We start from the raw sequence: 25,883 nt of genomic DNA, 5'->3' as shown, positions 1-25,883 counted from the left end.
GGATGGCTGTCACGAATGTTGGTGCAGCGGTGCACCTGAAAGCGTGAGCATGGCTTCGCCGAGCGCCTCATTCTGCGTCGGATGAGCGTGCAGGAACGGCCGAACCTCGGTCGGCAGTGCCTCCCAGCCGACGATGAGTTGCGCCTCGCCGATGAGTTCGGACGCGCGTTCGCCGATGCAGTGAACCCCCACGACGGGGCCATCTGCGTCGGCGGCCCCGCGACGAATCACCTTGATGCCGCCCGCTGTTCGCAGAATCTGACTTTTTCCGTTGCCGGCGAGGTCGTACACGGTCGTGGTGATGTCGCCGTATTGCCGGCGCGCCGCCTCCTCGGTGAGGCCGACCGAAGCCACCTCGGGGTGGGAGTACGTGACTCTGGGGATGACGTGGTCGGCCACCGGCGCCGGATTGCGCTCGGCGATCACTTCGGCGACGAAGATGCCGTGAGCGAAGCCTCGGTGTGCGAGCTGCGGACCGGCCACGAGATCTCCGACGGCGTACACGCCCGCATGGTTGGTCGCGAGCCGGCCGTCGACGCGCACGAAGCCCCGGTCGACAGCGATGCCGGCGTCAGCCAGCGCCGCCGACTGCGGAGCACGACCAACGGCGACCAGCAATACATCGGCGGTCAGCGCTTCACCGCTGTCGAGTGTCACGGTGACGTCGTGTTCGGACTGAGTTGCCTCGGTGACTGTCACACCGGTCTTGACAGCCGCACCACGACGGCGGATTGCGCGTTCAAGGCTTTCCGACGTCCAGGTATCCTCGCTGGCCAACAGCCGGGGCAGAGATTCCACGATCGTGACCGAGGACCCCAGTGACGTCCACAGGCTGGCGAACTCGACGCCGATGACTCCGCCGCCCAGCACAATTGCGGTTTCCGGGACATAGGGTAGTTCCAACGCCTGATCGCTGGTGATGATGCGATCGCCGATCGAGATACCGGAAATCTGGCGCGGCGCGGAGCCGGTCGCGAGCACGACGGCGTCGCCGGTGTAGACGGTCCCGTCGACGTCGACGGATCGTTGGCCCACATAGCGGCCGGTTCCGTGCACGACGGTGACTTTCCGGCTGGCGACGAGCCCTTCGAGTCCGTTGTGTAGTCGCGTGACGACGGACTCCTTGTAGGCATGTACAGCGGCCATGTCGACACCGTCGAATCGCGCCCGAATGCCGAAATCCGCAGCGGTGCGGGTGCTCTCGGCAATCTCGGCCGAATGCAGGAGCGCCTTGGTCGGTATGCACCCGCGATGCAGGCAGGTACCGCCGAGTTTGTCGGCTTCGATCAGTGTCACCGCCAGGCCAAGCTGGCCGGCGCGCAGCGCACAGGAGTAGCCCGCGGAGCCGCCGCCGAGGATGAGCACATCGCTGTGCTGGGGCGCAGTCACAGTCGGCCCAATGCTGTGACGGGGTTCTGCACGTAGTCGGCGAAAAGCCGCAGGAATCCGCCGGCCGAGCCGCCGTCGCAGACGCGGTGATCGAAGCTCAGTGACAGCTGGGTGACCTTTCGCACGGCCAGTTCACCGCCGACCACCCAGGGCCGGTCGATGATGCGGCCGACGCCCAGGATGGCCGCCTCTGGGTGGTTGATGATCGCTGCCGACCCGTCGACACCGAATACGCCGTAGTTGTTCAAGGTCACAGTGCCGCCGGACAGCCGCGCCGGCGCGAGTTTTCCATCGCGGGCCAACGCGATCACATCGGCAAGGTTGTTCGACAAGGTCATGGTGTCGAGCGTGTCCGCATGCGAGATGACCGGAACCATCAGCCCGCGCGGCGACTGCGTCGCCACTCCCAAGTGAATGTGGCTGTGCTGCACTATCTCCTGACGTTCAGCGTCGAAGGTGGCGTTCAGCTCGGGGAATTTCCGTAGTGCGGCGATGGTGAGTCGGGCCAGAAGCGCCAGGAGGCTTACCGGCTCTGTCTGGCAGAGGAGTCGCTTCGCTTCGAGCAATCCGGTCGCGTCGGCGTCGACCCAGGTGGTCGCTTCGGGGATTTCGCGGCGACTGGTGGTGAGCTTGTCTGCGATGGCCTTACGAATCCCGGTAACCGGAATGCGGTGTTCGGCGGTACCGACGACCGGGGCCGTCGAGATTGCACCGTCGACGTCGGCGCGGGTGATGATGCCGCCGGTGCCGCTGCCGGACAGCTGCGTGAGGTCGATGCCGTTGCCGAGGGCGAGCTTTCGGACGAGCGGTGAAATCACCTTCGCGGCAGGGCTGATCTGTTGCGTCGGGCTACGCCGCCGTCTGCGCTTGGGCGCGTCATCAACGTTGGTTCCGTAACCGATGAGTACGTTGCCCGAGCCGGCCCGCTCTTCTTCGCGGTGTTGTGCGAACGCGTCACTGTCGGCAGGGTCGTTGGTGCGTACGGTGATCAACGGCGACCCGACAGCCAGGGTGGCCCCCGGCTCTCCGTGGAGTTCGACGATTGCCCCGGCGAAGGGCACGGGTACCTCGACGGAGGCCTTGGCGGTTTCGACCTCGACGACCGGCTGATCGATCACGACGGTGTCGCCGACGCTGACCAGCCAGCCCGCGATCACCGCCTCGGTGAGTCCTTCGCCGAGGTCGGGCAGCACGAATGTCTGATCGCTCATGCGCCGGCCGCCCAGCGGTTGTCGGGTTGGTCATCCCACTGCAGGCGGTCGACCGCGTCGAGGATGCGGTCGCTGGTGGGTAGGTACCATCGCTCGAGTTTCGGTGCCGGGTAGGGGATGTCGTATCCGGACACCCGCAGGACCGGCGCAGCCAAGTGGTGGAAGCAGCGTTCCTGGATCCTCGCGGCGATTTCGGCGGCCACTCCGGCGAAGCCCTGCGATTCCTGGACTATTACGCAGCGGCCGGTCTTGCGGACCGACGCCGTCACGGTCTGGTCGTCAAACGGCGTGATCGATCGCAGATCGATGACTTCGATGTCTCGGCCGTCCTCGGCTGCTGCGGCGGCGGCCTGGAGCGCCGGTTCCACCGACGGGCCATAGGCGATCAACGTGACGTCTGTGCCGGGCCGCAGCACCTGTGCCTGACCGATTTTCACGCCCCGGCCGAGTGTGACGTCGGCGCGGGAGAAGTAGAGCCGCTTGGGTTCCAGAAACACCACGGGATCGGGATCTTCGATGGCCTCGCGCAGCAGGCCATAGGCGTCGGCGACGGTTGCCGGGGTGACGACTTTCAGTCCCGGGGTATGCGCGTAGTAGGCCTCGCTGGAGTCGCAGTGATGTTCTACACCGCCGATGCCGCCGGCGTAGGGCACCCGGATCACCATGGGCACCGACAGCACACCGCGTGTGCGGTTGCGCAGTTTGGCGACGTGCGACACGATCTGCTCGAATGCGGGGTAGGCGAACGCGTCGAACTGTATCTCGACCACGGGGCGGAAGCCTCCCATCGCCATGCCTACCGCGAACCCGATGATTCCCGATTCCGCCAGCGGAGTATCGAAACATCTGTGTGCGCCGTATGTCTCGGCGAGACGGTCGGTGACGCGAAAGACGCCGCCGAGCGCGCCGACATCCTCGCCGAACACCACCACCGAATGGTCATCCACGAGTGCATCGCGCAATGCCGTGTTCAGAGCTTGCGCCATCGTGGTCAGGGTCATTGTCGGTCCTCTGTGAGTTCAGCGGTGAAATCGGCGCGCGCCTGCTGTTGTTGTTCCCGGAGCGAAGGGGTGGGCTCCGCGTAGACATACCGGAACAAGTCATCGATCTCGACGGGCCGATCGCGGTTCATGCCGTCCCGGATCGTGGTGGCCAGGTCTTCTGCCTCGGAAGCCACAGCCGCGGCGTAGGAGTCGTCGATGAGGCCTTCGGCGCGCAAGTAGATCTCCAGCCGTCGGATGGGATCGCGGGCCAGCCACTCGGTCACCTCGTCGTCGGTGCGATACCGGCGCGGGTCGTCGGCGTTGGTATGGCCCGACACCCGATACGTGTGCGCTTCGACGATCACCGGCCCGTTCCCGTTCAGCACATATTCTCGGGCTTCGTTCATCACAGCGAGCATGGCAACAGGATCATTGCCGTCGACCTGCTCACTGCCGATGCCGTACCCAACCCCCTTGTGCGCCAGGGACGGCGCCACTGACTGGCGTGCCAGCGGAACGCTGATCGCGAAGCCGTTGTTCTGCACCAGGAAGATCACCGGCGCCCGGAATACCGCGGCGAAGTTGAGCGCCTCGTGGAAATCGCCTTCGCTGGTGGCGCCGTCGCCGCACAGGGCCAACACCGCCGCGCCGGTGGCCTTGCGGGCCTGGGCGTGTGCCAGGCCGGCGGCGTGGAGGAGCTGGGTGGCCAGCGGTGTGGACTGCGGAGCGGTGTGGTGCTGTGCGGGATCGAAGCAGCAGTGCCAGTCGCCGGCAAGTGATCTGAGGATGTCGACGGGGTCGATGCCGCGGGCCGACAGGGCCATCGAATCGCGGTACGTCGGGAAGAGCCAGTCCTCGGCGCGCAGGCACATCGCTGCCGCGATCTGGCAGGCCTCCTGCCCGCGAGAAGAGGGATAGACGGCCAGCCGGCCCTGTTTCGTCAACGCCGCCGCCTGCTCGTCAAAACGACGCCCCAGCACCATATTGCGATACATGGCGACCAATCGCTGACCGTCGGGCCGGGCGTAGCGGGCGGTGCTGGGGACCGGCTGACCGGTGGGGCCGAGGAACTGCACTGCCGCGTCGGCGGGAAGGAACTTCTGATAAAGCGATACGTCGGTCGATTCGACCACCGTCACGGTGTCCTCCAATGGTAACTTTCTGTCTTGTGATCGTCCGTAGTTGCAGGTGAAATGACAATCGGTCCGGCGATTCTGCGGACGAACTGCTGGTTCTCACTAGCGCAGATGGCGAAATGTCCATTTCGAATGTCATTCGAAGGTGAGCGGTGAACAGATGGATGAAGCGGTGACACACGTTCAACTCGATGAGATCGACCGGAGGTTGATCAGAGAGCTGGTCAAGGACGGCCGGGTGTCGATGCTGGCTTTGGCGCAACGCGCACACGTCTCCCGTACGCACGTCTACGCCCGGATCGAGAGGCTGGAAAAGGCCGGTGTCATCGAGGGTTTCACCGCTCGGATAAACATGGAGAAAGCCGGGCTTTCCACCTCGGCATTGATCGCTCTGACGATTCTGCAAGATTCCTGGCGGGGGCTGTCTGAGCAGCTGAAGACACTTCGCTATGTCGAGCGATTCACTCTGGTCGGTGGAGACTTCGACGTGGTGGTGATGGTGCGCACCCCCGACAATCAGACCCTGCGCGACGTCGTACTCGAGCGGATTCACAGCATGCCCGGAATCCGTTCGAGCCGTACGTGGTTGGTGTTCGAGGAGTGGACCGAGCAGGGCTACGAATGGTTGTGAAGCGTGCCTAGACCGCGACGGCCTCGAGCGAATCGGTGCGCCGACGCGCAAGGGTTCGAGCCGCCGTATCGGTGGAAACTCCCTCTGCGTCGCTGATTTCGTAGACCTGCGTCAGCGTCTGACCGATGCCTCTGATGTGGCCGGCCACTGTGTCGGCATCCCATCCGAGCACCTCGTGGCCGACAAGGTGAAATGCACCGCCCGCGTTGGTGACGAAATCCGGGGCATAGAGCACGTCGCGATCACGTAGGACCGATCCGGCTTCGTCGTCGGCAAGGGTGTTGTTGGCGGCCCCCACTACGGCAGACGCCGGCAGCTGACGCGCGATCGTGCTGTCGATCACTCCGCCCATCGCGCAGGGGGCGAAGATGTCGCATGGCGTAGCGGTCACCTCCGCGGGCGAGACTGGGCTGCAGCCGAAGTCCTGCGCCCACGCAATCCGCTCGCTGTTGACGTCTGTGACCAGTAGGCGAGCACCGGCCTGAGCCGCCATTGTCGCAAGGTGGCCGCCCACCGCGCCGAGGCCTTGGACGAGGACGGTCAGGCCGTCGAGGTCGCCGAGTCCGCGGAACTGTGCGGTGGCCTTCATCGCCTCGAACACCCCGACTGCGGTGTTGAGCGCACTCGAACCCGCGCCGCCTCGGTCGATCGAGCGACCGAACACGAAGTTCGTTGTGTCGCCGAGTATGTCCATGTCGGCGGAGCTCGTGTTGACGTCCGGACCGGTCCAGTACGCGCCGTTGAGCCTGTCGATGTTCTCGGCATGCAGGCTCAGGATTCGATTCCAGGTCGCCGCATCGATGTCCTGACGCGGCGCGGGCAGTGCGATGACGGATTTACCCCCGCCCATCGGCAGGTTGCTCACGGCCATTTTCAGGGTCATGGCGCCGGCCAGTCGGCCTGCGTCCTCCAGCGCGGCGGTAGGCGAGCCGTAGTGGGCTGCCCGCGTTCCACCCGCGGACCGGCCGTGCCGGAGCGAATCCACCCGGATGATGAACGTTGTGCCGGTCTCGGGGTCATGGCGGGTAAGCGTGAGTTCGCCATCCCACCGAAGTGCGTCATCCACATTCATTGGCGTGCCTTTCAATTCGACGAATGTGTATCGACGATAGGGTTTCGTATACAGATGGGATAGCCGCCGGGCGACAGGCCGGACAGAAAGTCCGATTGCCATGGTTGGATGTGACATCTGTCCACGTGCGTTGCTCGTCGCGGCGACCGGTGGACAGTCTGCTCAGGCCCTACCCGACCGGTACCCCGCGATGAATCACCGTGCGTACCCGCTCTGAAAGCCCCTCCACCGAGATCTCTGAGCCGTCCAGGATCACCAGATCGGCCCGCTTGCCAGGGGCCAGCTCACCTATCTCCGCGCCGGCATCGAGTAATTCGGCCGCCGATGTCGATGCGGCGCGCAGCGCATCGGCAGCCGAGATCCCCAGCCGTCCCATCAATTCGAGCTCGCGCAGGTTGTCGCCGTGGCGGGAAATGCCGGCGTCGGTGCCCATCGCAATTCGGACGCCTGCCGCGTAGGCGCACCGCACGGACGCCTCATGCGCCTCAAGCGCCGCGGCGGCTTTGGCCTGCATCGTCTCGGGTATGCCGCCCGAGGTCTCGGCCTGCCGCAGGATCGCGTGCGGCGCCGACAGTGTTGGCACCAACCATGTTCCGGACTTGACCATCATGTCGACGGCTTCATCGTCGAGATAGACGCCGTGTTCGATGGAACGCACACCGGCGCGGATCGCATTCTTGATGCCCTGTGTGCCCTGGGCGTGGGCCATCACATGGACGTGCGCGGCGCGGGCCTCGGCCATCATCACCGCGAGTTCATCGTCGGCCAACTGTGCACGTCGTGGATCGCTGCGTGGACTGATCACACCACCGGTGGTGGCGACCTTGATGACATCGGCTCCCGCGCGGACGAGTTCGCGTACAGCGCGGCGCATTTCGTCCACGCCGTCGACAACGGTGGATGGCCGGCCCGGGTGGGTGGGCCACAGCGCGTGTACGCACTCGCCTGACGGCATCCATTCGTCAGCGTGCCCGCCGGTTTGGCTGAGCATTCCGATGGCGATCTGCATATCGGGACCGTCCACCAACCCGGTGGCGACCGCCTGCTTGACACCGAGGTCGGCGCCCGCCGCGTCCCGGATTGTGGTCACGCCGGCGCGCAAAGTCAGGCGCAGGTTACGTGCGGCCTGAAAGTACCTCAGCGAAAAGGGAGTCTGGATCAGCCGTAACGTGTCGACGTCGTCGAGCATGACGTGCACGTGGCAGTCGATGAAGCCCGGGACCACCAGTTGGCCGGTGGCGTCGATCGCGGTGTCTGCGTCCAAGCCGGTTCCGACATCGAGAATCCGGTCGCCCTCGATGAGGACATCCCCGGGCCCGGCGCTTCCGCCGATCGGGTCAAAGACGTGGCCACCGCGGACCAATAGTCGCGTGGTCATTTGTCGTCCTCCGGGTGGGAAGTATGCCGACGTGCGTGCAGATCCGCCTGGTGGGTGGTCATGCGGTCGAGTTTCGCATAACTCGCACAGCAAGTGAAACAGCAACCTTGACACTGTGTCACAGATGTAGTTACGTAGACCACCACCCGAGCCGGTGCGGCATCTGCGCCACGCGTCCCGGGGTCATAGAAGGGGTTTGACGTAGTGCGACTGAGTTTGTCGTTCACCGGATTCGGCTCGATTCTCGCCGACCTGCCGGCTGTCCATGCCGCCGAGGAGTGCGGGTTCGACGGCGTGTGGTACGCCGAACACATCTGCGCTCACGATGCTGTGGTGCCCGCGACGCTGTACCTGCGGGAGACCGAGCGGCTGGAGTTGGCGCTGATGGGTATCAACGCCGCGGGCCGTCACCCCGGGCTCGCGGCGATGGAGCTCGCGTCGCTGGCCGAGATCGCCCCCGGCCGGGTGCGTGCTGCGATAGGCACCGGCGTGCCGGACATGATCGCCCAGCTGGGGCGCTCGGTGGAGAAACCGATCGCCTCGACCATCGCGTTGCACCAGGCGCTCAAGACGGCGCTTGCCGGCGGCGAAATCACCGAGGAATACCCGGGATTCAGCTTCGCTCAGTACAAGCTGAATCCGCTGGCGGCACCACCGGCATTGGACATCATGGCGGTGCGCCCGCGGATGGTGGATACCGCCGCACGATACGCCGACGGTATCTGTCTCAGTGCCGGCTCGTCGCTTGCCTACCTGTCCCGCACCGTCCAGACGGTCGAAAAGATTCTGGCCGCGACCGGCCGGACGCGAGAAAGCTTCCGGGTCTCGGTGGTGATTCCCGCGTTCATCACCGACGACAGCGAGGGCGCGCGGATGCAGGTCGCGGCCTTGCTGTCGTCATTCGACGCCGGTACCACCGAATATCTTGCGGCCGGAGCGATCCCGCCCGGAGCCTTAGTGGCGGCGGCGGCCTCCGGCCCGGCCGAGGCGATCAAGGTCTTCACGCCGGACGTGATCGATGCCGTGGCGATGGTGTGCTCGCCCGATGGCGTGGGCGAAAAACTCGCGGCCTACGCCGAAACCGGTGTCGATGAGATCGCCGTGGCGCCGTTCATGCCGCCTGAACAAGTGCCCGATGTCATCCGGTTGCTGGCCGCGAATCGGCCGGCAATGACCGCAGCATCTTGACATCACATTTCCACGAGAGAACGGAACGTAGATGACAGACAGCGCCACTGTGCTCGAGGGTGATACCGCCGAGATCATGCGACTGCACCGTGAATTCGTCGACGCCAACGGCCCCCTTGACTCCAGCTATCTGAGACGTCGCGTGACCGCCACCCCCGGCGAACTCGTTTGGTACAACCTCAACGGCCACAACTACATCGGGCAAGACCAGATCGCCGGGTTGTGGGACATGCTGTCGGCGAATATGACCGCACCGGCGCTGAGCACCGAAATCCATGACGAACGCGTCGAGGTGGAGGGTGACGTCGCATGGGTGACGTACCTCAGCCGCTACCAAGCAGATTTCGGTGCTGTGGGCACCTACGACGGTGGTATGCGTTCCACCGAGATCTGGCGCCGCCGCGACGGCAAGTGGGAGATCGTCCATACCCACTTCTCCGCCCCTGCTCCTGCGCAGACAAGCGGACAATGACCCTGCGGCGACGCGTCGTGCCGGGACCGGCCGGGCGCATCAGTTGCCTATGGGGCGAAGCTGATTCGCCGCACGTCCCGGTAGTGTTCGTCCACGGTATCAATGGGGCTGCCACGCAGTGGTCATCGGTGATCGACCAGGTCACCGAACGTGAGGTCCTCGCCGTCGACCTTCGCGGCCACGGTGGTTCGGAACCGGGCGGCTGCTACGGTGCTGCTGACTATGCCGCCGACGTCAGCGCGGCGATGTCGGCGGTGGGCATCACCCGGGCCCACCTGGTCGGCGCCTCGTTCGGAGGCGGTGTGTGCGTCACGCTTGCCGCGGCCGAGCCGGATCGTGTCGCATCGCTGACAATCATTGGTGGGGCACTGGGTATCGGCGCCGCCTCCGCCGGCTCCGATGTCGAAGCCGCAGTCGCCGCGCTGCGGCAGGTGGGCCTGGAGTCGTTCTTCGAGCAGGCCGCTGCGGTCGGCTTCGGGCCGAACACCGATGACGAAATGCTGCGAGAATCGGTGCGGTTGGCCTTGGGCCGGGACATAGCCGTCATCGAGGCGGTCCTACGCGCGGCACTGACTTCAGACGTCTCGGCGGCGGCCGCCCAGACCACGGCGCCGGCCCGGGTGCTGACCGGTGAACATGACCGAACCTGTCCTCCGGAACTGGGCGCGGCACTGGCCGCCTCGCTACAGGCCGACTGCACAGTGCTCCCCGGCCTTGGGCACATGGCTCATATCGAAGATCCAGAACAGATCGCGGGTCTGCTTGCCGCACACCTCGATCACGTCGAGCGCCCCGGCCAAGCCCATACGGTGCGAGGCTGTTGATGCGCCCGGCGCCGTTCGACTATGTCGCAGCCACCACTGTCGAGGAAGCCTGCGCCGAACTGGGTCGCGACCCCGATGGCACCCGGGTGTTGGCCGGGGGACAGAGCTTGATGCCACGAATGGTCCGGCGACAGGAACGCCCACGGTGTCTCATCGACATCACCAGAATCGCCGAACTGCACGAATTATCCACTACCGAAGGCGATTTGCGAGTGGGTGCCGCAGTCACCCAGCGGACAGCAGAGATGTTCCACGCACTGTCGGGTTTCGGTGTGCTGGCCCAGGCGCTGCCCCGAGTGGGTAAGGTGACCACCCGCAATCGAGGCACCATCTGCGGCAGCCTGGCAAACGCCAACCCGGCCGCAGAACTGGGGGTGTGTCTGTTGGTCACCGGTGGCGAGATCACCGCGATCTCCACCCGCGGCGTCCGGCACATCTCTGCGGAGAACTTCTTTCTCGCCCCACGTCGCACCGCCTTGGCTGACGACGAGCTGTTGCACACGGTGCGGTTCAACCGACCTGACGAGGGCATCATCGGGCATTTCGACGAGGTGACGATTCGCGGCGCGGGTGACACCCCGCTGTTGAGCGCCGCGGTCAGCGCCCGGATCGACGGTGACGGGGTCAGTGATGTACGCATCGGCGTGGGCGGCGAGGGGCAGCAGCCGGTGCTCGCCCCCACTGACATCACCGCGGCCCTGGCTGGATCGCTCGATGACGCCGCCATCGAGCACGCCGGCCGCTCGCTGGCCACAGGACTCGACTTCAGCGGTGACGCACGCGGCAGCGCCGATCACCGTCAACGACTCGCGATCAATGTTGTCGGTCGCCTACTGCGCCGGTTGAGAGAGGATCTGCCGTGACCCGGGCAAACGGACTGGACATCGAAGTACGGGTCAACGGCCGAACAGTTCAAGCTCACGTGCCGGCGCGAATGACACTCGTCGATTTCCTCCGCGAGCGGCTCGGACTGACCGGTACCCACATCGGGTGCGGCGAGGGGCTGTGTGGATCCTGCAACGTACTCTGCGATTCCCGCTCCACCCGCTCATGCCTGACGCTGGCCGCTCAGGTCGACGACATGGAGATTGTCACGATCGAAGGGCTCAGTCCGCCCGGGCGCCCCTCGAAAGTGCAGGAGAGCCTGGTGCGCCACCATGGGCTGCAGTGCGGCTACTGCACACCCGGCTTCGTCGTTCTGATCGAGGAGTTGCTCGCGGAGGTCGATGCGGGTCGGCGTCCGACGTCGACCCAGATCCGCGGGCACCTGAGCTCATCACTGTGCCGCTGTACGGGTTACGCGCCGATTCTCGCCGCGACCGAAGAATTGGTGGCCGAGAGAATCGCCGAGCTCCAACGATCGCCGGCGACCGCTCCCCGCGGCCACTGACCACAAGAACACATCAACTACGTACGGAGGCAGCCCCAATGAAGTACGCATCTCAGGAATGGTTGACCCGCCAGACTGAGCTTCAACAGTCATTCGAACTGCGCGCGGGAGCAACGGCGCGGGTGCAGTACCGGCTCACTGATGCACCCGGTGGTGGCGAGATCCGCTACTACGCCGATGTCCGCGACGGCAGGGTTGTCGAACAGCAGTTGGGCGATGATCCCGCCGCCGATGGCACCATGAAGTCGTCATTCGCCGATTCTGTCGCAATGCTGCGTGGCGAACTGGCGCCGACGACGGCGTTCATGGAAGGCCGAATCAAGCTAAGCGGTGATATGGCCAAACTCGGCAAGCTGATGCCGATCACCCAAACAGCGGAGTACAAGAAGCATTTCACCCAGCTGTGTGAGGAGACCGACTTCTCGTGACATTTTCCCTGCTCGCCCGCGATCCGGTCACGGGGCAGCTCGGCGTAGCGTCGCAGTCGCACTATTTGGGCGTCGGTTCCGTCGTGACATGGGCGGAGGCCGGTATCGGTGTGGTGGCGACGCAGGCGTTCGCGGTCCGAGGTTACGGGCCGCGCGGTCTGGCGCTGATGCGGGCCGGTAGTCCCGCGCCGGATGCACTTGCCCAACTGCTCGGAGCGGATGCCGACTGTGAGATGAGGCAGGTGGCTTTCCTGGACGCAGCGGGGGAGTTCGGAATCCACACCGGCACACGATGTGTCGGTTCAGCAGGCGTCGCTCGGGGCGAGCACGTCGTCGGGTTGGGTAACATGCTCGACAACGGAGATGTACCGCAGGCAATGGTGCGTGGCTTCCACGGTGACGACGGTGACCTCGCTCACCGGCTGGTTGCCGGCCTGCTTGCGGCCGATGAAGCCGGCGGTGATATCCGCGGCCGGCAATCCGCCGCGGTTCTGGTTGTCGACGGTGCGCCGACCGACGCACCGTGGGATGGCATCGTGCGAGATCTGCGGGTGGACGACCATCCCGATCCGATCGGGGAGTTGCATCGGCTGCTGGACCTCAACGATGCCGTCGACGACATGTCGCAGGTGGTGTTCGCTCCGAACGGTCCGATTCTTGGCCCGCCGCAACCCGACAGCGCCTATCGCTCGGCCGCCGCATCGTTGGCGGCAGTGGCGGAGCGCCTCGGCGACAACCCCGAGGCGACATTCTGGGAGGCGGTGCTGCAGGCTCGCTGGGGACGCGCCGGCGAGGCCAAAGGGCTGCTGGAAACCGCTGCCCGGCACAATCCGCGACTACCGACGTTCTTCTCCCGACTGGCCGACGCCGGAATCCTCACCCCCGAAAACATCTCCGGCCTGGTTTAGCTCCTCACAGTGTCTATCCATCATGAATCCGCAGTCAACGGAACCGAATTCGCGCGGCAGATGCTCGCCGACGATCGTGCCTCCGCGCATCTGGGCATGCGCCTTCTTCGCTGTGAGCCCGGGTCCGCGATGAATTGACCGCCCAAGCCGTTGAATGTGTCCGTCGCGGCCGCAGCGGGATCTGTGACGTCACGGTGCGGTGCGGGGAAGCGACGATCGCGGAGTGCCGGGGTAACAGCCGCGAGATTTCCTGCCCTGCTTCAGAAGGCGTTTCCTCGCAAGACCTCTGATGGTTGCAGTTGGCGCGCGGGCAGGGTGGGCGAGTCGATCGCGGCGAGCAGGCGATCGGCGGTGATGGGGATGGTGTCGACGATATCGGCGTGCTCGTCTCCGATGGCATCGCGGATCGCGTTGGCCAGTGCGGCAGGGACCGCAATACAGCCGCTTTCCCCGGTTCCTTTGGCTCCGTTGAGGGAGAAGGGGGAGGGTGTCTCAAGGTGGACCAGCTCGATCGGGGGCATGTTTCCCGGCAGCGGGGGTAGGTAGTCCCACAGCGATTGGACCATGGGTTGGCCGTCGCTGGTGTAGGGCAGCTGCTCATAGAGTGCCGCACCGATTCCCTGTGCAGTACTGCCGTGAATTTGTCCGGCGACCAGCGCGGGGTTGAGTTGGATGCCGCAGTCGTGTCCGAAGACCAGTCGCTGGACCGACACCGTGCCGGTGTCGCGATCGATTTCCACCACGACCGCTACCGCGCCGAAAGTGAAGGCGAAGTTTCGTGGATCGTAGGTATAGGACGATTCGAGCCCGGGTTGGGTGTCGGGAGGGAGATCGGTGGCGCGCCAGGCCGCATCGGCGACCTGGCCGACCGTGACGTGGGACCCGGATTCATCGGCGAAGCCGCCGGATTCGGTGTCGTGGACGGCGGCCGGATCAGAGACCTCGAGCAGGTGTGCGGCGAAACGACGCATCTGCTCGCGCAGCCCGCGTGCGGCCATCATGACGGCAGAACCGGCGACGCCGGCGCCACGGCAACCGCCGCTGGCGTAGCCGGTGTATGGGCTGGCCTGGGTGTCCCCGAAGAGCACCGAAACAGACTCCAGCGCAACGCCGGCGCCGTCGGCGGCGACCTGTGCCAGGGCCGTCTCCAGCCCCTGACCCATCGGGACCTGCCCGGTCAACACCGTCACCGAGCCCGTCGCGTCCATCCGCACCACCGCGCGGTCGTGGCCGGGGTTGTTGATACCCATCATCGCGGCGGCCGCCGACGGGCCGAAGTTGGTTGCCTCGACGTAACAGGAGGTGCCGACGCCGACCAGCCGTCCTGCGGCGCGGGCCTCGGCGGCCTCGCGCTGGGTCTGCGCCCAGCCGAAGCGATCGACAACCAGGTCGAGCAGTTCGCCGTAGCGCCCGCTGTCCAGGCACATCATCGTGGGCGTCCAGTACGGCAATTCGTCGGGGCGGAGCAGGTTGCGCCGCCGGATCTCGATCGGATCGATGCCGAGGCGTCGTGCTCCCTCGTCCAGCGCACGCTCGATGGCCAAGGTGGCTTCTGGCATACCGAACCCGCGGTAGGCCCCGATCGGGGTCTTGTTGGTCACCACCGCCACCAGCTCGCTGAGTGCGTGCGAGACCCGGTACGGGCCGGTCAACATGGCCGTCGTGACGATCCCGGACCCTGCGCCGGCCATGTATGGTGTTGCCCCGCAGTCGAGTACGACGGTGGCCCGGATGCCGGTGATCGTGCCGTCCGCGTTGAGGCCCAACTCCAGATCGACCGCCGTTCCCCGCCCGTGAACCGTGGCGGTGAACGCCTCGGATCTACTTTCGATCCACCGGACCGGACGGCGTACGGCGCGCGCGGCGAACGCGACCAGGGTTTCCTCGATGTACGCGCACGCCTTGTTCCCGAACGCACCTCCGACATCGGGGCAGAGCACGCGCACCCGGCTCTGGGGCATCCGAAGTGTGGATGCCAAGGAGGCGCGCACTTGATGAAGCGCCTGCGTCGAGGTCCATACGGTGACGGAGTCGCCGGTGATGTCCCACGCGGCGCGCACCCCGCGCGTTTCCAGCGAGAGTCCTGCCACCCGACTGCTGGTGTAGCGCCCGGCCACGACCAGCGCCGCATCCGCGAGGGCGGCCACCGGGTCGCCTGCCTCGAAACGGGTGCGGCCGAAGACGTTGTCCGGCCAGTCGTCATACAGCAGTGGTTCGCTGTCGGTGGTCGCTTCGACCACCGCGGGCAACCTGTCGTAGGTGACCTGCACGAGTTCGGCGGCGTCCTCGGCAAGATAGGCGTCGTCGGCGATGACGGCTGCGATCGGTTCACCCACATAGCGGACCCGATCGCCGGCCAGGCACCACGTCGGCGCCTCGGCCTGTGTCTGTGCCGTCCAGATCATCGCCATCGGATCGGTGGCGGGACGCACATCGGAGCCGACGATGACGGCGTGCACGCCCGGGGCCGCGCATGCCCTGCTCGTGTCGATCGAGATGCGCGCATGTGGTTCGGTGGCGCGGATCACCACCAGGTGAAGCTCGCCGGCGGCCTGCTCATCGGCGAGATAGCGACCTCCTCCGGCGGCCATCCGCGGGAGGTTACGTCCCGGCGGGCTTTGGCCGACGTTGCGCACGCGTGTTGTTTCGGGAGGCACGTTTCCACCACTTCTTTGACTCGTGGCCGATAAGTCGTAGCCGGTGCAACCGGCGCATCAGAGCGAACGTAACTACAGGTGTGACAACGTGTCAATGTTGTTGTTCAAATTGTAGTCAGCTAGGCTGCGTCGGCGACACGTTAATGCTCAACTAGATGTCTGCAGCCGCATTTCAGGTTCACAGACGCACTCCGACCGCAGGTAGGCTGATCGTCCTGACCACTCGACAAAGCGATTTGCAGGCGCGCAGACGCGAGCATCGGCGCAATGCCCGTCGCCGGCTGCTGGACGCCGCGCACGATCTGCTCGAACGGCAACGCTGGGCTGAGATTTCGCTCGATGACATCACGTCGGCGGCCGACGTCGCACGAACAGCGTTCTACCGCTATTTCGAAGACCGTCAGCAGCTGCTGATGGCGATGCTCGACGATGTCGGCATCGAGTTGGACCACGTCGCTGACAATTGGATGGCCGAAGCCGACGATCCGGTGGCCGAGCTGCGCGCGAGCCTCAGCGATCTGATAACCCTATTCGTCGAGCACGGGCGTCTCATCCAAGCCATCTCTGACGCGGCCCGAACCGATCCGGAGATCGGCGCGCTGTATCTCACCTTGGCCGAGAATCTCGCCACCGCGACCACGCGCCGAATCGAAGCGGATGTCGAGGCGGGACGAAGCAACATCGCTGAGCCAAAAGAGGTGGCCCGAGCGCTGACGTGGATGAACGAACGCTATCTGCTCGCATCCTTTGGGCACCCCCCGTTCACCGACGAGACAGCGGTCACCGAGGCCCTGACCATCGTCTGGCTCAACACCCTGTACGGGCCCGCCCACGTCAGCTGACTTCGGGAATGAACACGTCCCTCTTGTCCTGCAGCCATGACGTCAGCGAAAGCGCCTCGAACCCGAGCATTTCCGGTGTGAGGTGGCGTTCTCCGCCGCGCAAGTCGTTGCCGTGTCGCAAGAGCTCGTTGATGAACGGGACCTCGTGATGGCATTCCGCGAGGATGTGTTCGGCCGCGTCGTCGTGCTTGTAGTACCTGCGCAAGGCGGGCCCGAGGTCACGCAGAAACTCCTCGTCGGTACCGGCGTAGGCGATCGGCACGCCCCAAGCGGCGCTCATGATGTCCGCGATCTTGCTGAACTTGATCATGGTGTCGATGCCGTTCTCCAGGTGGAGTGTTTCGCCGGCCTCGGTCAGCGACGGATCGAGCAGCAGCTCAGCAGCACAACGGCCGATATCGCGGGTGGCGATGAAGTTCATCGGTCGGTCGGCCGCCATGACAAATGTGCGCTTGTCGCGGATCGGGTCGAGTAAGAATTCGGAGAAGTCTTCGAAGAACCACCCCGGGATATTCATGTAGACGACTGGTAGGCCTGCTGCCGTCAACACCTTGCGGGCCCGCAGGTGATGCAGGGCCGTTTCGTTCTGGTAGTCACTGCCCCGTAGTGCCAGCACCTCGGATTCGTCGCGGATTCCCGGTGGGTCGCCGATCAGCCGGATGAGCCGGACGAGCATTCCGGACGCTTTGACGGCACTGGCCACATTGGCCATGGCGACCTTCTCGTCGATGAAATCCGGGGTGAGGACGAACGCCGCGTGGATCCCGTCGAAGGCCGCGACCATGTCGTCGGCATTCAAATAGTCGGCGATCATGACCTCACCACCGGGGTGCATCTCAGCCAGATCGGCGGCCATCTCGGGCCTACTGGACACGATCCGGATGTGAGCCGTGGGGTGTCGCTCGGCGAGCCATTGAGCACACGGACGTCCGATGTGTCCGGCAGCGCCGAAAACGAGAAATGAGGGGTCGGGCGGTAACGTCACCATTGATTTCCTAAATCGCCGTGGGGTGTCTGGATGAACGAGCGGCCGCGAAACGCAACGAAGCGGCGTGTAACCCGGCCGAGGGCCGGCACACCGCTTCGGTGCGGTCAGCTGGTCAGCCCCGATCGATCTCTTCGGTGCGGTAGAGGGTCACGCCGCCGGTGGCGAAATTCGCGACATCGGCACTGGCAGCAGCCATCTCGGGCGACTTCAGCGCAGATTTCAGATCCTCGGCGGAGCTGAACATCAAGCTGGCGATCATGTAGTAGGGGGCGTCTCGGCCTGGCATCAGCGAGCGGGGCTTGCCCGTCGTGAAGCCGGCGAGACCGGGGACCTTTAACGTCAACGGCGTGTGCGTACTGGTGTAGTGCGCTTCGAATGCCGCCGGGTCGGTGGGTTGTCCGTAACAGACAGAGATGCGAAACATGGCTTTCTCCTTCGGCTTCAGTGGTCAATCCTGCTTCTTGGCGACGAGGGTCAGGACGTCGTAGGTGGCCACCGGCTCGTCGTCCTGATTGGTGACGACGGCATCCCAACGGACTTCGCCGTAGTCGGCGGATAGCCGCGGTGTCAATTGCTTCGCTGTCAACGTCACGGTGAGCGCGTCGCCGGCCTTCACCGGGGTAAGGAATCGCAAGCCATCGACACCGAAGTTCGCAAGCACCGGACCGGGGTTGGGTTCGACGAACAGCCCGGCAGCCAGCGACACCACCAGATACCCGTGCGCGACGATGCCGCCGAACAGCGGGTTCTCGGCTGCGGCCTTCGGGTCGGTGTGGGCGTAGAAGGTGTCGCCGGTGAATTCGGCGAAGTGGTCGATGTCTTCCAAGCTGACCACGCGGGGGCCACCCACGATGGTGTCGCCGATCTGCAATTCCTCCAGGTGCTTGCGGAATGGATGCACGTCGGTGGTGGTGCGGGCAGAGCCGGTGGTCCAGCGGCCGGTGATGGCCGTGAGCATGTCTGGGCTTGCCTGAATTGCACTGCGCTGCATGAAGTGCAGGACGCCACGGATGCCGCCGAGTTCCTCACCGCCGCCGGCCCGGCCGGGTCCGCCGTGCACCAGCGTCGGCAACGGTGAGCCGTGGCCGGTGGACTCCTTGGCGTCGTCACGGTCAAGAACGAGCACGCGGCCGTGGTGGGGCGCGATGCCGGTCACCACCTTGCGCGCCACCTCGGAGTCGTGGGTCACCAACGACGCGACGAGGCTTCCGTTGCCGAGGGCGGCGAGCGCGACGGCATCGTCGAGGTCGCGGTAGCCGATGACGGTGCTGACCGGACCAAAGGCCTCCACCTCGTGTACCACCGCGGCGGCGGGATCCTCGGCCCGCAGGAGCAGCGGCGGAAGGAAGGCCCCCGTTGCGGGGTCGGCGCCTTCGACGCTGAACGAATCTGGATCGCCGAAAACCAGTGTGGCGGAATCCGCTAGGCGCTGCAGTGACCTCAGCACCTCGTCGCGCTGATCCATGCTGGCCAATGCGCCCATCCGCACGCTGTCTACGGCCGGGTTGCCGACTACGATCTTTGACAGGCGAGCGATGGTGGCCTCGACAACGGCATCGAGCAATACATTGGGAACCAAGGCGCGACGGATCGCCGTGCACTTCTGGCCGGCCTTCGTTGTCATCTCTGCGACCAGCTGCTTGATGTACAAATCGAATTCGGGCGTATCGGGACTCGCGTCGGGGCCCAGAATCGAGCAGTTCAATGAATCGGCCTCGGCGTTGAACCGCACGCCGGCTTCCACCACGTTCGGGTGGCTACGCAGCTTGGCCGCAGTGGAGGCCGAGCCGGTGAACAGCACGGTGTCCTGGCCGTCGAGGTGGTCGAGCAGCGCATGCGGGCGGGCGCACAACAGCTGCACCGACCCCTCCGGTAACAAGCCGGAGTCGATCATCACGCGGAAGACGAGCTCGGTGAGGTAGGCGGTTTGATGGGCCGGTTTGACGATCGAGGGCACTCCGGCCAGGAACGCCGGGGCCAGTTTTTCCAGCATGCCCCAGACCGGGAAGTTGAAGGCGTTGATTTGGACTGTGACACCCGGCCTGGAGGTGTAGACGTGTTGTCCGACGAATGTTCCTGCGCGGCCCAGTGATTCGACTGGGCCGTCGAGGTAGATGGTGTCGTTTGGCAGTTCGCGGGTGCCCTTGCTCGCATAGCTGAAGAGGGTGCCGAAGCCGCCGTCGAGATCGATCGCGGAGTCGCGGGTGGTGGCGCCGGTGGCCGCGGACAACGGATAGAACTCATCCTTACGACTCATCAGCAGCTTGCCCAGCGCCTTCAAGGCGCCTGCCCGCTGGTGGAAGGTCAGGGCGCGCAAGGCGGGCCCACCGACCTCGCGGCCGTAGGTGATCGCCGCGGCGATGTCCAAAGGGCCCGTGGCAAACCGGGCCACTTCCTCGCCAGTGACGGCGTTGACGAGTGGAATCGATTCCCCGTCCGGGACGACCCACTTCCCGGTCACATAGCTTTCCAACACAGCAGTCACTGTCGACACTCCTTACCAACCGTCCATTCGTTCGGTAATCACTGTGTCAGCGTGGGTGTGGACACGTCAAGGCCCGGGAGGGGTTTGATGCAAGCCGACCGAACGGTCAGTGGGCAGCTGGGCGGGTGCGCAACCCGTCGAAAATCATCGTCGTCACCGCTTCGGAGACTTCGTCGGCCGCCAGGGTGCGGCTGGGCCGGTACCACTCGATCAGCGAGTTGACGGTGCCGAAGATGAGCCGGCTGGTCAGTCCGGGGTCGACGCCGGCGCGGATGCTGCCCTCGTTGCACGCTTCTTCGACCAGGTTGCCGACGATGTCATCGAGTTCCCGGCGGCGGGCCAGCGCGCGTCGTTCGGTGGTGGTGTTTCCGCGGATCCGCAGGAGTAGCGTGACGTACGGCAATTCTTGGGCCAGTACCTCGATACTGCGCTTGACCAGGTTTTCCAGCCGATCGATGGCCGGACCCGTGGTGGTGTCGGGAGCTTCGGTCGCGGCGAAGAGTGCATCAAGGGCGCGATCGACGGCGAGGCGTAGAAGTTCCTCTTTGCTGCTGACGTGGTGATAAATCGACGACTTGCTGATGCCGAGTCGCTTGGAGAGATCTTCCATCGACGTGCCGTCGTAGCCGCGCTGATTGAACACACCGACGGCAACGGTCAGCAACGAGTCCAAATCGTAGCCCGGTCGGCCCACCTGGCCACTGGAGCGGGTACGGGGCGTGGCCATGTCGACCATCTTCTCATGGCGCTGCCGCTCCGGCGGCGACTCTCCCCGGCGTCGCCATCGGTGTAGACAACCGACCGAACGATCGGTTATTAATGAAAACGATCGGAAGGAGTCCGCAGTGGAACAGGTCTTTGTGGTCGATGGGGTCCGCACGGCGCAAGGGCGCTACGGCGGAGCGTTCGCTTCGGTACGACCAGACGACCTCGGCGCCGTGGTGGTCGCCGAGGTGGTCGCGCGGGCCGGCATCCCGGCCGACGCGATCGACGAGGTGATCCTGGGCGCGGCCAACCAGGCAGGCGAGGACAACCGAGACGTCGCCCGGATGGCTGTCCTGTTGGCCGGATTGCCGAACACCGTCCCCGGCTACACGGTCAACCGCCTGTGCGCCAGCGGGCTGACCGCAATTGCCTCTGCGGCGCAGGCGATCCGATCGGGCGACGCCGACATTGTTGTCGCCGGAGGCATCGAATCAATGACGCGAGCGCCGTGGGTGATGGCCAAGCCCGGCACGCCCTGGGCGCGCCCCGGCGAAGTGTCCGACACCTCGCTGGGTTGGCGGTTCACCAATCCGCGGTTCACCAAGATGGACGCCGGCATCCCCGCCGACGCCGGACCCGGGACGGTGAAGATGACGCTGTCGATGGGGGAGACCGCCGAGGAAGTGGCGGCCCTGGACGGCATTACCCGTGCGGACTCCGACACCTTCGCCCTACGCAGCCACGCACGCGCCATTGCGGCACAGGACGCGGGCCGTTTCGTCAAGGAAATCGTTCCCATCGAGACCAAGGCCGGCATCGTCGATACCGACGAGGGACCGCGGCGTCAGGCGACGCTCGAGACGCTTTCAGCCCTGCGTCCGGTATTCCGAGCCGGCGGCATCGTGACTGCCGGGTCGTCTTCTCCGCTGTCCGACGGAGCCGCTGCCGTGCTGTTGGCGAGCGAAGACGCCGTGCGCCGACACGGATTGTCTGTGCGGGCACGGGTGGTGGCGGCCGCGAGCGTCGGCGTGCAGCCCAATCTGATGGGGTTGGGACCCGTTCCCGCTACGCAGAAGGTGCTCGACCGAATGGGTTGGCGCGTCGACGATATCGACGCTGTCGAGCTCAACGAGGCATTCGCCGCACAGAGTGTGGCGGTGATGCGGCGCCTCGGCCTCGATGACGGCATCGTGAACGCCGACGGGGGCGCGATCGCCCTCGGCCATCCGCTGGGGTGCTCGGGCGCACGTCTCATCGTCACGTTGATGAATCGGCTCGAACGCGAAGGCGGATCCCGTGGCCTGGCCACCTTGTGTGTGGGCGTCGGGCAGGGCGTCGCGATGTTGATCGAGGCGCTGTGACCGAATATCAAACCCTGCGCGTCACAACCGGCGACGACCGGGTGGTCGTCGAGTTGCATCGTCCCGCGCAGCGCAATGCGATCAACGCCGCGATGGTGGCCGACCTCCACGCTGTCTGCGCCCTGATCGAAGTCGAACCCCGGATCCTTGTCCTCACCGGCGCCGGCACGGACTTCGCGGCCGGTGCAGACATCGCCGAACTGCGCGGCCGGGGACGCGACGAAGCGCTGGCGGGGATCAACCGCACGGTGTTCGATCGGATCGCTGCATTACCGTTGCCGACGATCGCCGCAGTGGAGGGCAATGCGCTCGGCGGCGGTGCCGAACTGGCCTACGCCTGCGATCTCCGTGTCGCCGGCGCCTGCGCACGCTTCGGGAATCCCGAACCGGGACTTGGCATTATGGCTGCCGCGGGCGCGAGTTATCGGCTGACCGATCTTGTCGGCAAATCGGTGGCCAAGCAGGTGATTCTGGGCGGGCGCATTCTCGACTCTGCGGCCGCACTGCGGTGCGGCCTGGTCGCTGACGTCGTGGCCGATGGCGAGGCGCTGTCCACCGCCTCTGCATTGGCCGACCGCATCACCAGGCAGGCGCCGTTGGCCCTGCGACTGTCCAAGGCTGTTCTCGACGCCGAGTCGGCGCACCCGCTGATCGACGACATCGCCCAAGCGGTGCTGTTCGAGAGCACCGACAAGTCCGACCGCATGACGCGATTCCTGGAGAGGAAAACCACATGACCACCTACCCCCGGAAACTCCCCGCGATTGTCTCCGTGATCGGTGGCGGCCGCATGGGCGCCGGTATCGCGCAGGTGTTCGCGACCGCAGGCGCGACGGTCACGATCGTCGAAGCTGATCGCGCGGCCGCCGATGCCGCACTCCAGCGGGTGAGCGCCGGCATACACCGCGCGGCTGAAAAGGACGGCCTGGTCGATACGGCTGAACACGTCCTGTCGCGCCTGGGCACCGTCTGTTCGATCACCGAACTGCCCGCCGATTCCGAGCTGGTCGTCGAGGCGGTACCTGAAATCTTCAGTGCCAAGGTTGACGTGCTCACCGCCGTGGAGAAGGTCGTCCTGCCCACCGCGGTGCTGGCATCCAACACCAGTTCGCTCTCCATCACCGATTTGGCTGCGGCACTGGAGCATCCGCAGCGTGTGGTGGGCATGCACTTCTTCAATCCGGTGCCGGCGTCAGCGCTGGTCGAGATCGTGCGTGCACCCGAGACGTCAGACGAGATCGTGCAGACCGCGCTGGGATGGGTCCGAACTCTGGGCAAATCCGAGGTGGTGGTGTGTGATTCGTCCGGATTCGCCACCAGTCGGCTTGGAGTCCTGCTGGGACTGGAAGCGATCCGCATGCTCGAGGAAGGCGTCGCCGACGCCGAATCGATAGACCGGGCGATGGAGTTGGGTTACCGCCATCCAATGGGCCCATTGCGTTCCACCGATCTTGTCGGGCTGGACGTGCGGTTGGCGATCGCCGAGCATCTGTACGCCACCCTCGGCGCCCGCTTCCAGCCGCCGCAGTTGTTGCGTGACAAGGTCGCCAACGGCGACCTCGGCCGCAAGACCGGGCAGGGCTTCTACCACTGGCCCCGCTGAACACACTTCCCAGAGGAGAAATCATGACTGGAATTGATACGACCGCCGTCGCCTACTCGGTGGACGCCGGCGTCGCCACAATTGCGTTCAATCGTCCAGCAGCGTCGAATGCGCTCAACCGTGTGATGAAAAATGAACTGCTGCAAGCATTGTCGGCGGCAGATAGAGACTCCTCGGTACGGGCCGTGATCATCACCGCCGCCGGGAAGAACTTCTGCGTCGGCCAGGACCTCGCCGAACACGTCGAGGCGCTGCGGGCCGATCCGTCCCATGCGATGGACACCGTGCGCGAACACTACAACCCGGTCATGCAGGCCTTGGAGGCGATCAAGGTTCCGGTTGTCGTTGCGGTCAACGGCGCGTGTGTCGGCGCCGGTCTGGGATTGGCGCTGGGCGCCGACATCCGAATCGCCGGTTCCCGCGCGAAGTTCGGAACTGCGTTCACCGGTATCGGGCTGGCCGCCGATTCCGCGTTGTCGGCATCGCTGCCCAGGCTCATCGGGGCCAGTCGGGCGACGGCGATGTTCCTGCTCGGCGACAGCATCGACGCCGCCACCGCCCAGGCGTGGGGACTGGTGCACCAGGTGGTCGACGACGGCTCCCTGCTCGATGTCGCAACCGGCCTGGCCGGCCGCCTTGCGGAGGGGCCCACCGCCGCATTTTCCTCGGTCAAGACGCTGATCAGAGACAACGCTGTCGCACCGCTGTCGGACATCCTGGAACGGGAGGCCGTGGCCCAGCAGCGACTCGGGGACTCGCGCGACCACAGCACCGCCGTGGAGGCATTCCTGGCCAAGACCAAGCCCGTTTTCACCGGGCGCTAACCCCAATGCCACTTGTGCTCGAATCTGCGATCCGGCACACTGCAATAACCGATCATTCGGTCGGTAATTAGGAGGAATCGATGACTCTCGGCGACGCATCAACGCACGTTGGTACTGCTCTGGCTGATGAGTTCGACGCTATCGTCGCCGACGGTCTGCGTGTCGAACCGCGAGACTGGATGCCCGATGGCTACCGCAAGATGTTGATCCGCCAGATCGCCCAACACGCGCATTCGGAGATCATCGGCATGCAGCCCGAAGGCAACTGGTTGACCCGCGCGCCCTCCCTGCGCCGCAAGGCCATCCTCATGGCCAAGGTGCAAGACGAAGCAGGTCATGGGCTCTACCTGTACTCGGCGGCAGAGACCCTCGGCGCCGACCGCGCGGATCTCACCGCCAAGCTGATCGAGGGCAAGCAGAAATACTCGTCGATCTTCAACTACCCCACGCTGACCTTCGCTGACGTCGGGGTGATCGGGTGGCTGGTCGACGGTGCGGCGATCTGCAATCAGGTTCCACTGTGCCGCAGTTCCTACGGTCCCTACGCCCGCGCCATGATCCGGGTGTGTAAGGAAGAGTCGTTTCACCAGCGGCAAGGCTACGAACTGCTGATGACCATGATGTCGGGAACCGGCGCCCAACGCGCCATGGTCCAAGGTGCCGTCGATCGGTGGTGGTGGCCCGCGCTGATGATGTTCGGACCGCCCGACGCCGACTCGCCCAACACCGAACAGTCCATGGCGTGGGGCATCAAACGGCACACCAACGACGAACTGCGACAACGCTTCGTCGACATGAGCGTGCCGCAGGCGCAGATACTCGGTGTGACACTGCCGGATTCACAGCTGCGCTGGAACGAGGAGCGCGGGGCGCATGACTTCGGCACACCCGACTGGGACGAGTTCATGAATGTCGTCAACGGATTTGGGCCGGGTAACGCCGAGCGCATCACAAACCGGAAGCAGGCCCACGACAACGGTGAGTGGGTCCGCGACGCAGCAACCGCATTCGCCGACAAACACCGCGAATCAGAAGGTGGATCAAAGTGATGAATGTCGATTCCGACCCCGGTGACGGTCCGGACGGCACCGCGTCTGCGTCGGATGGCGCTCAAATCGCCCCGGAATGGCCTTTGTATGAGGTATTCGTCCGCGGCAAGCGCGGCCTCAACCACGTTCATGTCGGGTCGCTGCACGCCGCAGACGACGCGATGGCGTTGCGGCATGCCCGCGATCTGTACACCCGACGCAATGAAGGCGTCAGCCTATGGGTGGTGCGCTCGGTCGACATCGTGGCATCCAGTCCGGCCGAGAAGGATCCGTTCTTCGCGCCCAGCGGCGACAAGGTCTACCGCCACCCGACGTTCTACGACATCCCCGACAACGTCCCCCACATGTGAGATAGGAGG

Annotated in this window: 26 protein-coding genes; 15 read left to right on the top strand and 11 right to left on the bottom strand. The window is 65.2% G+C overall.

The annotated features are described in order from the left end of the window. Positions 1–9: 9 nt before the first annotated feature. Genes lpdA through G6N44_RS13900 form a run of 4 tightly spaced genes read right to left on the bottom strand, consistent with a single transcriptional unit; the run spans position 10 to position 4,722 of the window. Positions 10–1,389 carry a dihydrolipoyl dehydrogenase gene (gene lpdA, locus G6N44_RS13915; RefSeq protein ID WP_163664860.1) on the bottom strand — a complete coding sequence of 460 codons (1,380 nt, stop codon included), beginning with the start codon at positions 1,387–1,389 and terminating at the stop codon, positions 10–12. Then, positions 1,386–2,600: a dihydrolipoamide acetyltransferase family protein gene (locus tag G6N44_RS13910; RefSeq protein ID WP_163664858.1), complete on the bottom strand. Its 1,215-nt coding sequence runs from the start codon at positions 2,598–2,600 to the stop codon at positions 1,386–1,388. The genes lpdA and G6N44_RS13910 overlap by 4 nt, the downstream gene beginning before the upstream one ends. Then, positions 2,597–3,601, bottom strand: a complete 1,005-nt coding sequence (locus tag G6N44_RS13905; protein WP_163664856.1) for an alpha-ketoacid dehydrogenase subunit beta — start codon at positions 3,599–3,601, stop codon at positions 2,597–2,599. The genes G6N44_RS13910 and G6N44_RS13905 overlap by 4 nt, the downstream gene beginning before the upstream one ends. Continuing rightward, positions 3,598–4,722 (bottom strand): thiamine pyrophosphate-dependent dehydrogenase E1 component subunit alpha, encoded by a 1,125-nt coding sequence (locus tag G6N44_RS13900; protein ID WP_163664853.1) that lies wholly within the window; start codon positions 4,720–4,722, stop codon positions 3,598–3,600. Before G6N44_RS13900 ends, G6N44_RS13905 begins: the two co-directional genes overlap by 4 nt. 157 nt (positions 4,723–4,879) lie before the next feature. On the opposite strand from G6N44_RS13900, the gene G6N44_RS13895 reads away from it, so the two are divergent. Further along, positions 4,880–5,350 carry an Lrp/AsnC family transcriptional regulator gene (locus tag G6N44_RS13895; protein WP_163669926.1) on the top strand — a complete coding sequence of 157 codons (471 nt, stop codon included), beginning with the start codon at positions 4,880–4,882 and terminating at the stop codon, positions 5,348–5,350. Between the two features lie 7 nt (positions 5,351–5,357). Here the strand turns inward: G6N44_RS13895 and G6N44_RS13890 are convergent, their stop codons facing one another. Both G6N44_RS13890 and G6N44_RS13885 read right to left on the bottom strand, forming a co-directional pair. Further along, positions 5,358–6,422, bottom strand: a complete 1,065-nt coding sequence (locus G6N44_RS13890; protein WP_163664852.1) for a Glu/Leu/Phe/Val dehydrogenase family protein — start codon at positions 6,420–6,422, stop codon at positions 5,358–5,360. Between the two features lie 169 nt (positions 6,423–6,591). Then, entirely contained in the window at positions 6,592–7,800 is a 1,209-nt protein-coding gene (locus tag G6N44_RS13885) for a metal-dependent hydrolase family protein (protein WP_163664850.1), read from the bottom strand. Positions 7,801–8,004: 204 nt separating this feature from the next. On the opposite strand from G6N44_RS13885, the gene G6N44_RS13880 reads away from it, so the two are divergent. The 7 genes from G6N44_RS13880 to G6N44_RS13850 are packed head-to-tail and all read left to right on the top strand — an operon-like array spanning position 8,005 to position 13,010. Then, complete coding sequence (locus tag G6N44_RS13880) at positions 8,005–8,988, top strand: LLM class flavin-dependent oxidoreductase (protein WP_163664848.1); 984 nt, start codon at positions 8,005–8,007, stop codon at positions 8,986–8,988. A 31-nt stretch (positions 8,989–9,019) separates the two neighbouring features. After that, positions 9,020–9,460, top strand: coding sequence for a YybH family protein (locus G6N44_RS13875; RefSeq protein WP_163664845.1), 441 nt, complete (start codon positions 9,020–9,022; stop codon positions 9,458–9,460). Then, entirely contained in the window at positions 9,457–10,284 is an 828-nt protein-coding gene (locus tag G6N44_RS13870) for an alpha/beta fold hydrolase (RefSeq protein ID WP_163664843.1), read from the top strand. Before G6N44_RS13875 ends, G6N44_RS13870 begins: the two co-directional genes overlap by 4 nt. Next, positions 10,284–11,147, top strand: a complete 864-nt coding sequence (locus G6N44_RS13865; RefSeq protein ID WP_163664841.1) for an FAD binding domain-containing protein — start codon at positions 10,284–10,286, stop codon at positions 11,145–11,147. The genes G6N44_RS13870 and G6N44_RS13865 overlap by 1 nt, the downstream gene beginning before the upstream one ends. Continuing rightward, entirely contained in the window at positions 11,144–11,674 is a 531-nt protein-coding gene (locus G6N44_RS13860; protein WP_235682727.1) for a (2Fe-2S)-binding protein, read from the top strand. Before G6N44_RS13865 ends, G6N44_RS13860 begins: the two co-directional genes overlap by 4 nt. 38 nt (positions 11,675–11,712) lie before the next feature. Then, positions 11,713–12,102, top strand: a complete 390-nt coding sequence (locus G6N44_RS13855) for an SCP2 sterol-binding domain-containing protein (RefSeq protein ID WP_163664838.1) — start codon at positions 11,713–11,715, stop codon at positions 12,100–12,102. Then, positions 12,099–13,010, top strand: a complete 912-nt coding sequence (locus G6N44_RS13850; RefSeq protein ID WP_163664836.1) for a DUF1028 domain-containing protein — start codon at positions 12,099–12,101, stop codon at positions 13,008–13,010. Before G6N44_RS13855 ends, G6N44_RS13850 begins: the two co-directional genes overlap by 4 nt. Positions 13,011–13,270: 260 nt before the next feature. Here the strand turns inward: G6N44_RS13850 and G6N44_RS13845 are convergent, their stop codons facing one another. Further along, the gene (locus G6N44_RS13845; RefSeq protein ID WP_163664834.1) at positions 13,271–15,601 is read right to left on the bottom strand and encodes a xanthine dehydrogenase family protein molybdopterin-binding subunit; all 2,331 of its coding nucleotides are present in this window, start codon (positions 15,599–15,601) and stop codon (positions 13,271–13,273) included. Positions 15,602–15,903: 302 nt separating this feature from the next. Here G6N44_RS13845 and G6N44_RS13840 point away from each other — a divergent pair, with 302 nt between their 5' ends. Further along, positions 15,904–16,509, top strand: coding sequence for a TetR/AcrR family transcriptional regulator (locus tag G6N44_RS13840; RefSeq protein WP_163664832.1), 606 nt, complete (start codon positions 15,904–15,906; stop codon positions 16,507–16,509). Here G6N44_RS13840 and G6N44_RS13835 read toward each other — a convergent pair. The 4 genes from G6N44_RS13835 to G6N44_RS13820 all read right to left on the bottom strand — a co-directional run bounded on the left by G6N44_RS13835 (position 16,502) and on the right by G6N44_RS13820 (position 20,709). Beyond that, positions 16,502–17,497, bottom strand: coding sequence for an SDR family oxidoreductase (locus tag G6N44_RS13835; protein WP_235682726.1), 996 nt, complete (start codon positions 17,495–17,497; stop codon positions 16,502–16,504). The genes G6N44_RS13840 and G6N44_RS13835 overlap by 8 nt on opposite strands. Positions 17,498–17,609: 112 nt before the next feature. Continuing rightward, positions 17,610–17,921: an EthD family reductase gene (locus G6N44_RS13830; protein WP_163664828.1), complete on the bottom strand. Its 312-nt coding sequence runs from the start codon at positions 17,919–17,921 to the stop codon at positions 17,610–17,612. Positions 17,922–17,945: 24 nt separating this feature from the next. Beyond that, positions 17,946–19,982 (bottom strand): phenylacetic acid degradation bifunctional protein PaaZ, encoded by a 2,037-nt coding sequence (gene paaZ / locus G6N44_RS13825; RefSeq protein ID WP_163664826.1) that lies wholly within the window; start codon positions 19,980–19,982, stop codon positions 17,946–17,948. A gap of 106 nt (positions 19,983–20,088) precedes the next feature. Continuing rightward, positions 20,089–20,709 carry a TetR/AcrR family transcriptional regulator gene (locus G6N44_RS13820; RefSeq protein ID WP_163664824.1) on the bottom strand — a complete coding sequence of 207 codons (621 nt, stop codon included), beginning with the start codon at positions 20,707–20,709 and terminating at the stop codon, positions 20,089–20,091. Between the two features lie 118 nt (positions 20,710–20,827). Between G6N44_RS13820 and G6N44_RS13815 the strand changes: the two genes are divergently transcribed. From G6N44_RS13815 to paaB, 6 genes are all read left to right on the top strand, one after another. Next, the gene (locus G6N44_RS13815; RefSeq protein WP_163664822.1) at positions 20,828–22,048 is read left to right on the top strand and encodes a thiolase family protein; all 1,221 of its coding nucleotides are present in this window, start codon (positions 20,828–20,830) and stop codon (positions 22,046–22,048) included. After that, entirely contained in the window at positions 22,045–22,785 is a 741-nt protein-coding gene (locus G6N44_RS13810) for an enoyl-CoA hydratase/isomerase family protein (protein WP_163664820.1), read from the top strand. The genes G6N44_RS13815 and G6N44_RS13810 overlap by 4 nt, the downstream gene beginning before the upstream one ends. Continuing rightward, positions 22,782–23,651: a 3-hydroxyacyl-CoA dehydrogenase family protein gene (locus G6N44_RS13805; RefSeq protein ID WP_163664817.1), complete on the top strand. Its 870-nt coding sequence runs from the start codon at positions 22,782–22,784 to the stop codon at positions 23,649–23,651. Before G6N44_RS13810 ends, G6N44_RS13805 begins: the two co-directional genes overlap by 4 nt. A gap of 23 nt (positions 23,652–23,674) precedes the next feature. Next, positions 23,675–24,475 carry an enoyl-CoA hydratase/isomerase family protein gene (locus G6N44_RS13800; RefSeq protein WP_163664815.1) on the top strand — a complete coding sequence of 267 codons (801 nt, stop codon included), beginning with the start codon at positions 23,675–23,677 and terminating at the stop codon, positions 24,473–24,475. A gap of 80 nt (positions 24,476–24,555) precedes the next feature. Continuing rightward, positions 24,556–25,524 carry a 1,2-phenylacetyl-CoA epoxidase subunit PaaA gene (paaA, locus tag G6N44_RS13795; protein WP_163664813.1) on the top strand — a complete coding sequence of 323 codons (969 nt, stop codon included), beginning with the start codon at positions 24,556–24,558 and terminating at the stop codon, positions 25,522–25,524. A gap of 65 nt (positions 25,525–25,589) precedes the next feature. Then, complete coding sequence (gene paaB, locus G6N44_RS13790) at positions 25,590–25,874, top strand: 1,2-phenylacetyl-CoA epoxidase subunit PaaB (RefSeq protein ID WP_163669922.1); 285 nt, start codon at positions 25,590–25,592, stop codon at positions 25,872–25,874. Positions 25,875–25,883 lie beyond the last annotated feature (9 nt).

Source organism: Mycolicibacterium alvei (genome assembly GCF_010727325.1).
In the GTDB taxonomy this organism is placed as follows: domain Bacteria; phylum Actinomycetota; class Actinomycetes; order Mycobacteriales; family Mycobacteriaceae; genus Mycobacterium; species Mycobacterium alvei.
The sequence above is the reverse complement of the archived record's forward strand: the minus strand, read 5'-3'. Positions and strand labels throughout refer to the sequence as shown.

Excerpts from the sequence above, each read along its gene's own strand:
- G6N44_RS13890 (WP_163664852.1), bottom strand. The coding sequence starts at position 6,422 with ATGAATGTGGATGACGCACTTCGGTGGGATGGCGAACTCACGCTTACC.
- G6N44_RS13870 (WP_163664843.1), top strand. The coding sequence starts at position 9,457 with ATGACCCTGCGGCGACGCGTCGTGCCGGGACCGGCCGGGCGCATCAGT.
- G6N44_RS13875 (WP_163664845.1), top strand. The coding sequence starts at position 9,020 with ATGACAGACAGCGCCACTGTGCTCGAGGGTGATACCGCCGAGATCATG.
- G6N44_RS13855 (WP_163664838.1), top strand. The coding sequence starts at position 11,713 with ATGAAGTACGCATCTCAGGAATGGTTGACCCGCCAGACTGAGCTTCAA.
- G6N44_RS13830 (WP_163664828.1), bottom strand. The coding sequence starts at position 17,921 with ATGTTTCGCATCTCTGTCTGTTACGGACAACCCACCGACCCGGCGGCA.
- G6N44_RS13895 (WP_163669926.1), top strand. The coding sequence starts at position 4,880 with ATGGATGAAGCGGTGACACACGTTCAACTCGATGAGATCGACCGGAGG.
- G6N44_RS13835 (WP_235682726.1), bottom strand. The coding sequence starts at position 17,497 with ATGGTGACGTTACCGCCCGACCCCTCATTTCTCGTTTTCGGCGCTGCC.
- G6N44_RS13885 (WP_163664850.1), bottom strand. The coding sequence starts at position 7,800 with ATGACCACGCGACTATTGGTCCGCGGTGGCCACGTCTTTGACCCGATC.
- G6N44_RS13845 (WP_163664834.1), bottom strand. The coding sequence starts at position 15,601 with ATGGCCGCCGGAGGAGGTCGCTATCTCGCCGATGAGCAGGCCGCCGGC.
- G6N44_RS13865 (WP_163664841.1), top strand. The coding sequence starts at position 10,284 with ATGCGCCCGGCGCCGTTCGACTATGTCGCAGCCACCACTGTCGAGGAA.
- paaA (WP_163664813.1), top strand. The coding sequence starts at position 24,556 with ATGACTCTCGGCGACGCATCAACGCACGTTGGTACTGCTCTGGCTGAT.
- G6N44_RS13820 (WP_163664824.1), bottom strand. The coding sequence starts at position 20,709 with ATGGCCACGCCCCGTACCCGCTCCAGTGGCCAGGTGGGCCGACCGGGC.
- G6N44_RS13805 (WP_163664817.1), top strand. The coding sequence starts at position 22,782 with ATGACCACCTACCCCCGGAAACTCCCCGCGATTGTCTCCGTGATCGGT.
- G6N44_RS13800 (WP_163664815.1), top strand. The coding sequence starts at position 23,675 with ATGACTGGAATTGATACGACCGCCGTCGCCTACTCGGTGGACGCCGGC.
- G6N44_RS13905 (WP_163664856.1), bottom strand. The coding sequence starts at position 3,601 with ATGACCCTGACCACGATGGCGCAAGCTCTGAACACGGCATTGCGCGAT.
- G6N44_RS13910 (WP_163664858.1), bottom strand. The coding sequence starts at position 2,600 with ATGAGCGATCAGACATTCGTGCTGCCCGACCTCGGCGAAGGACTCACC.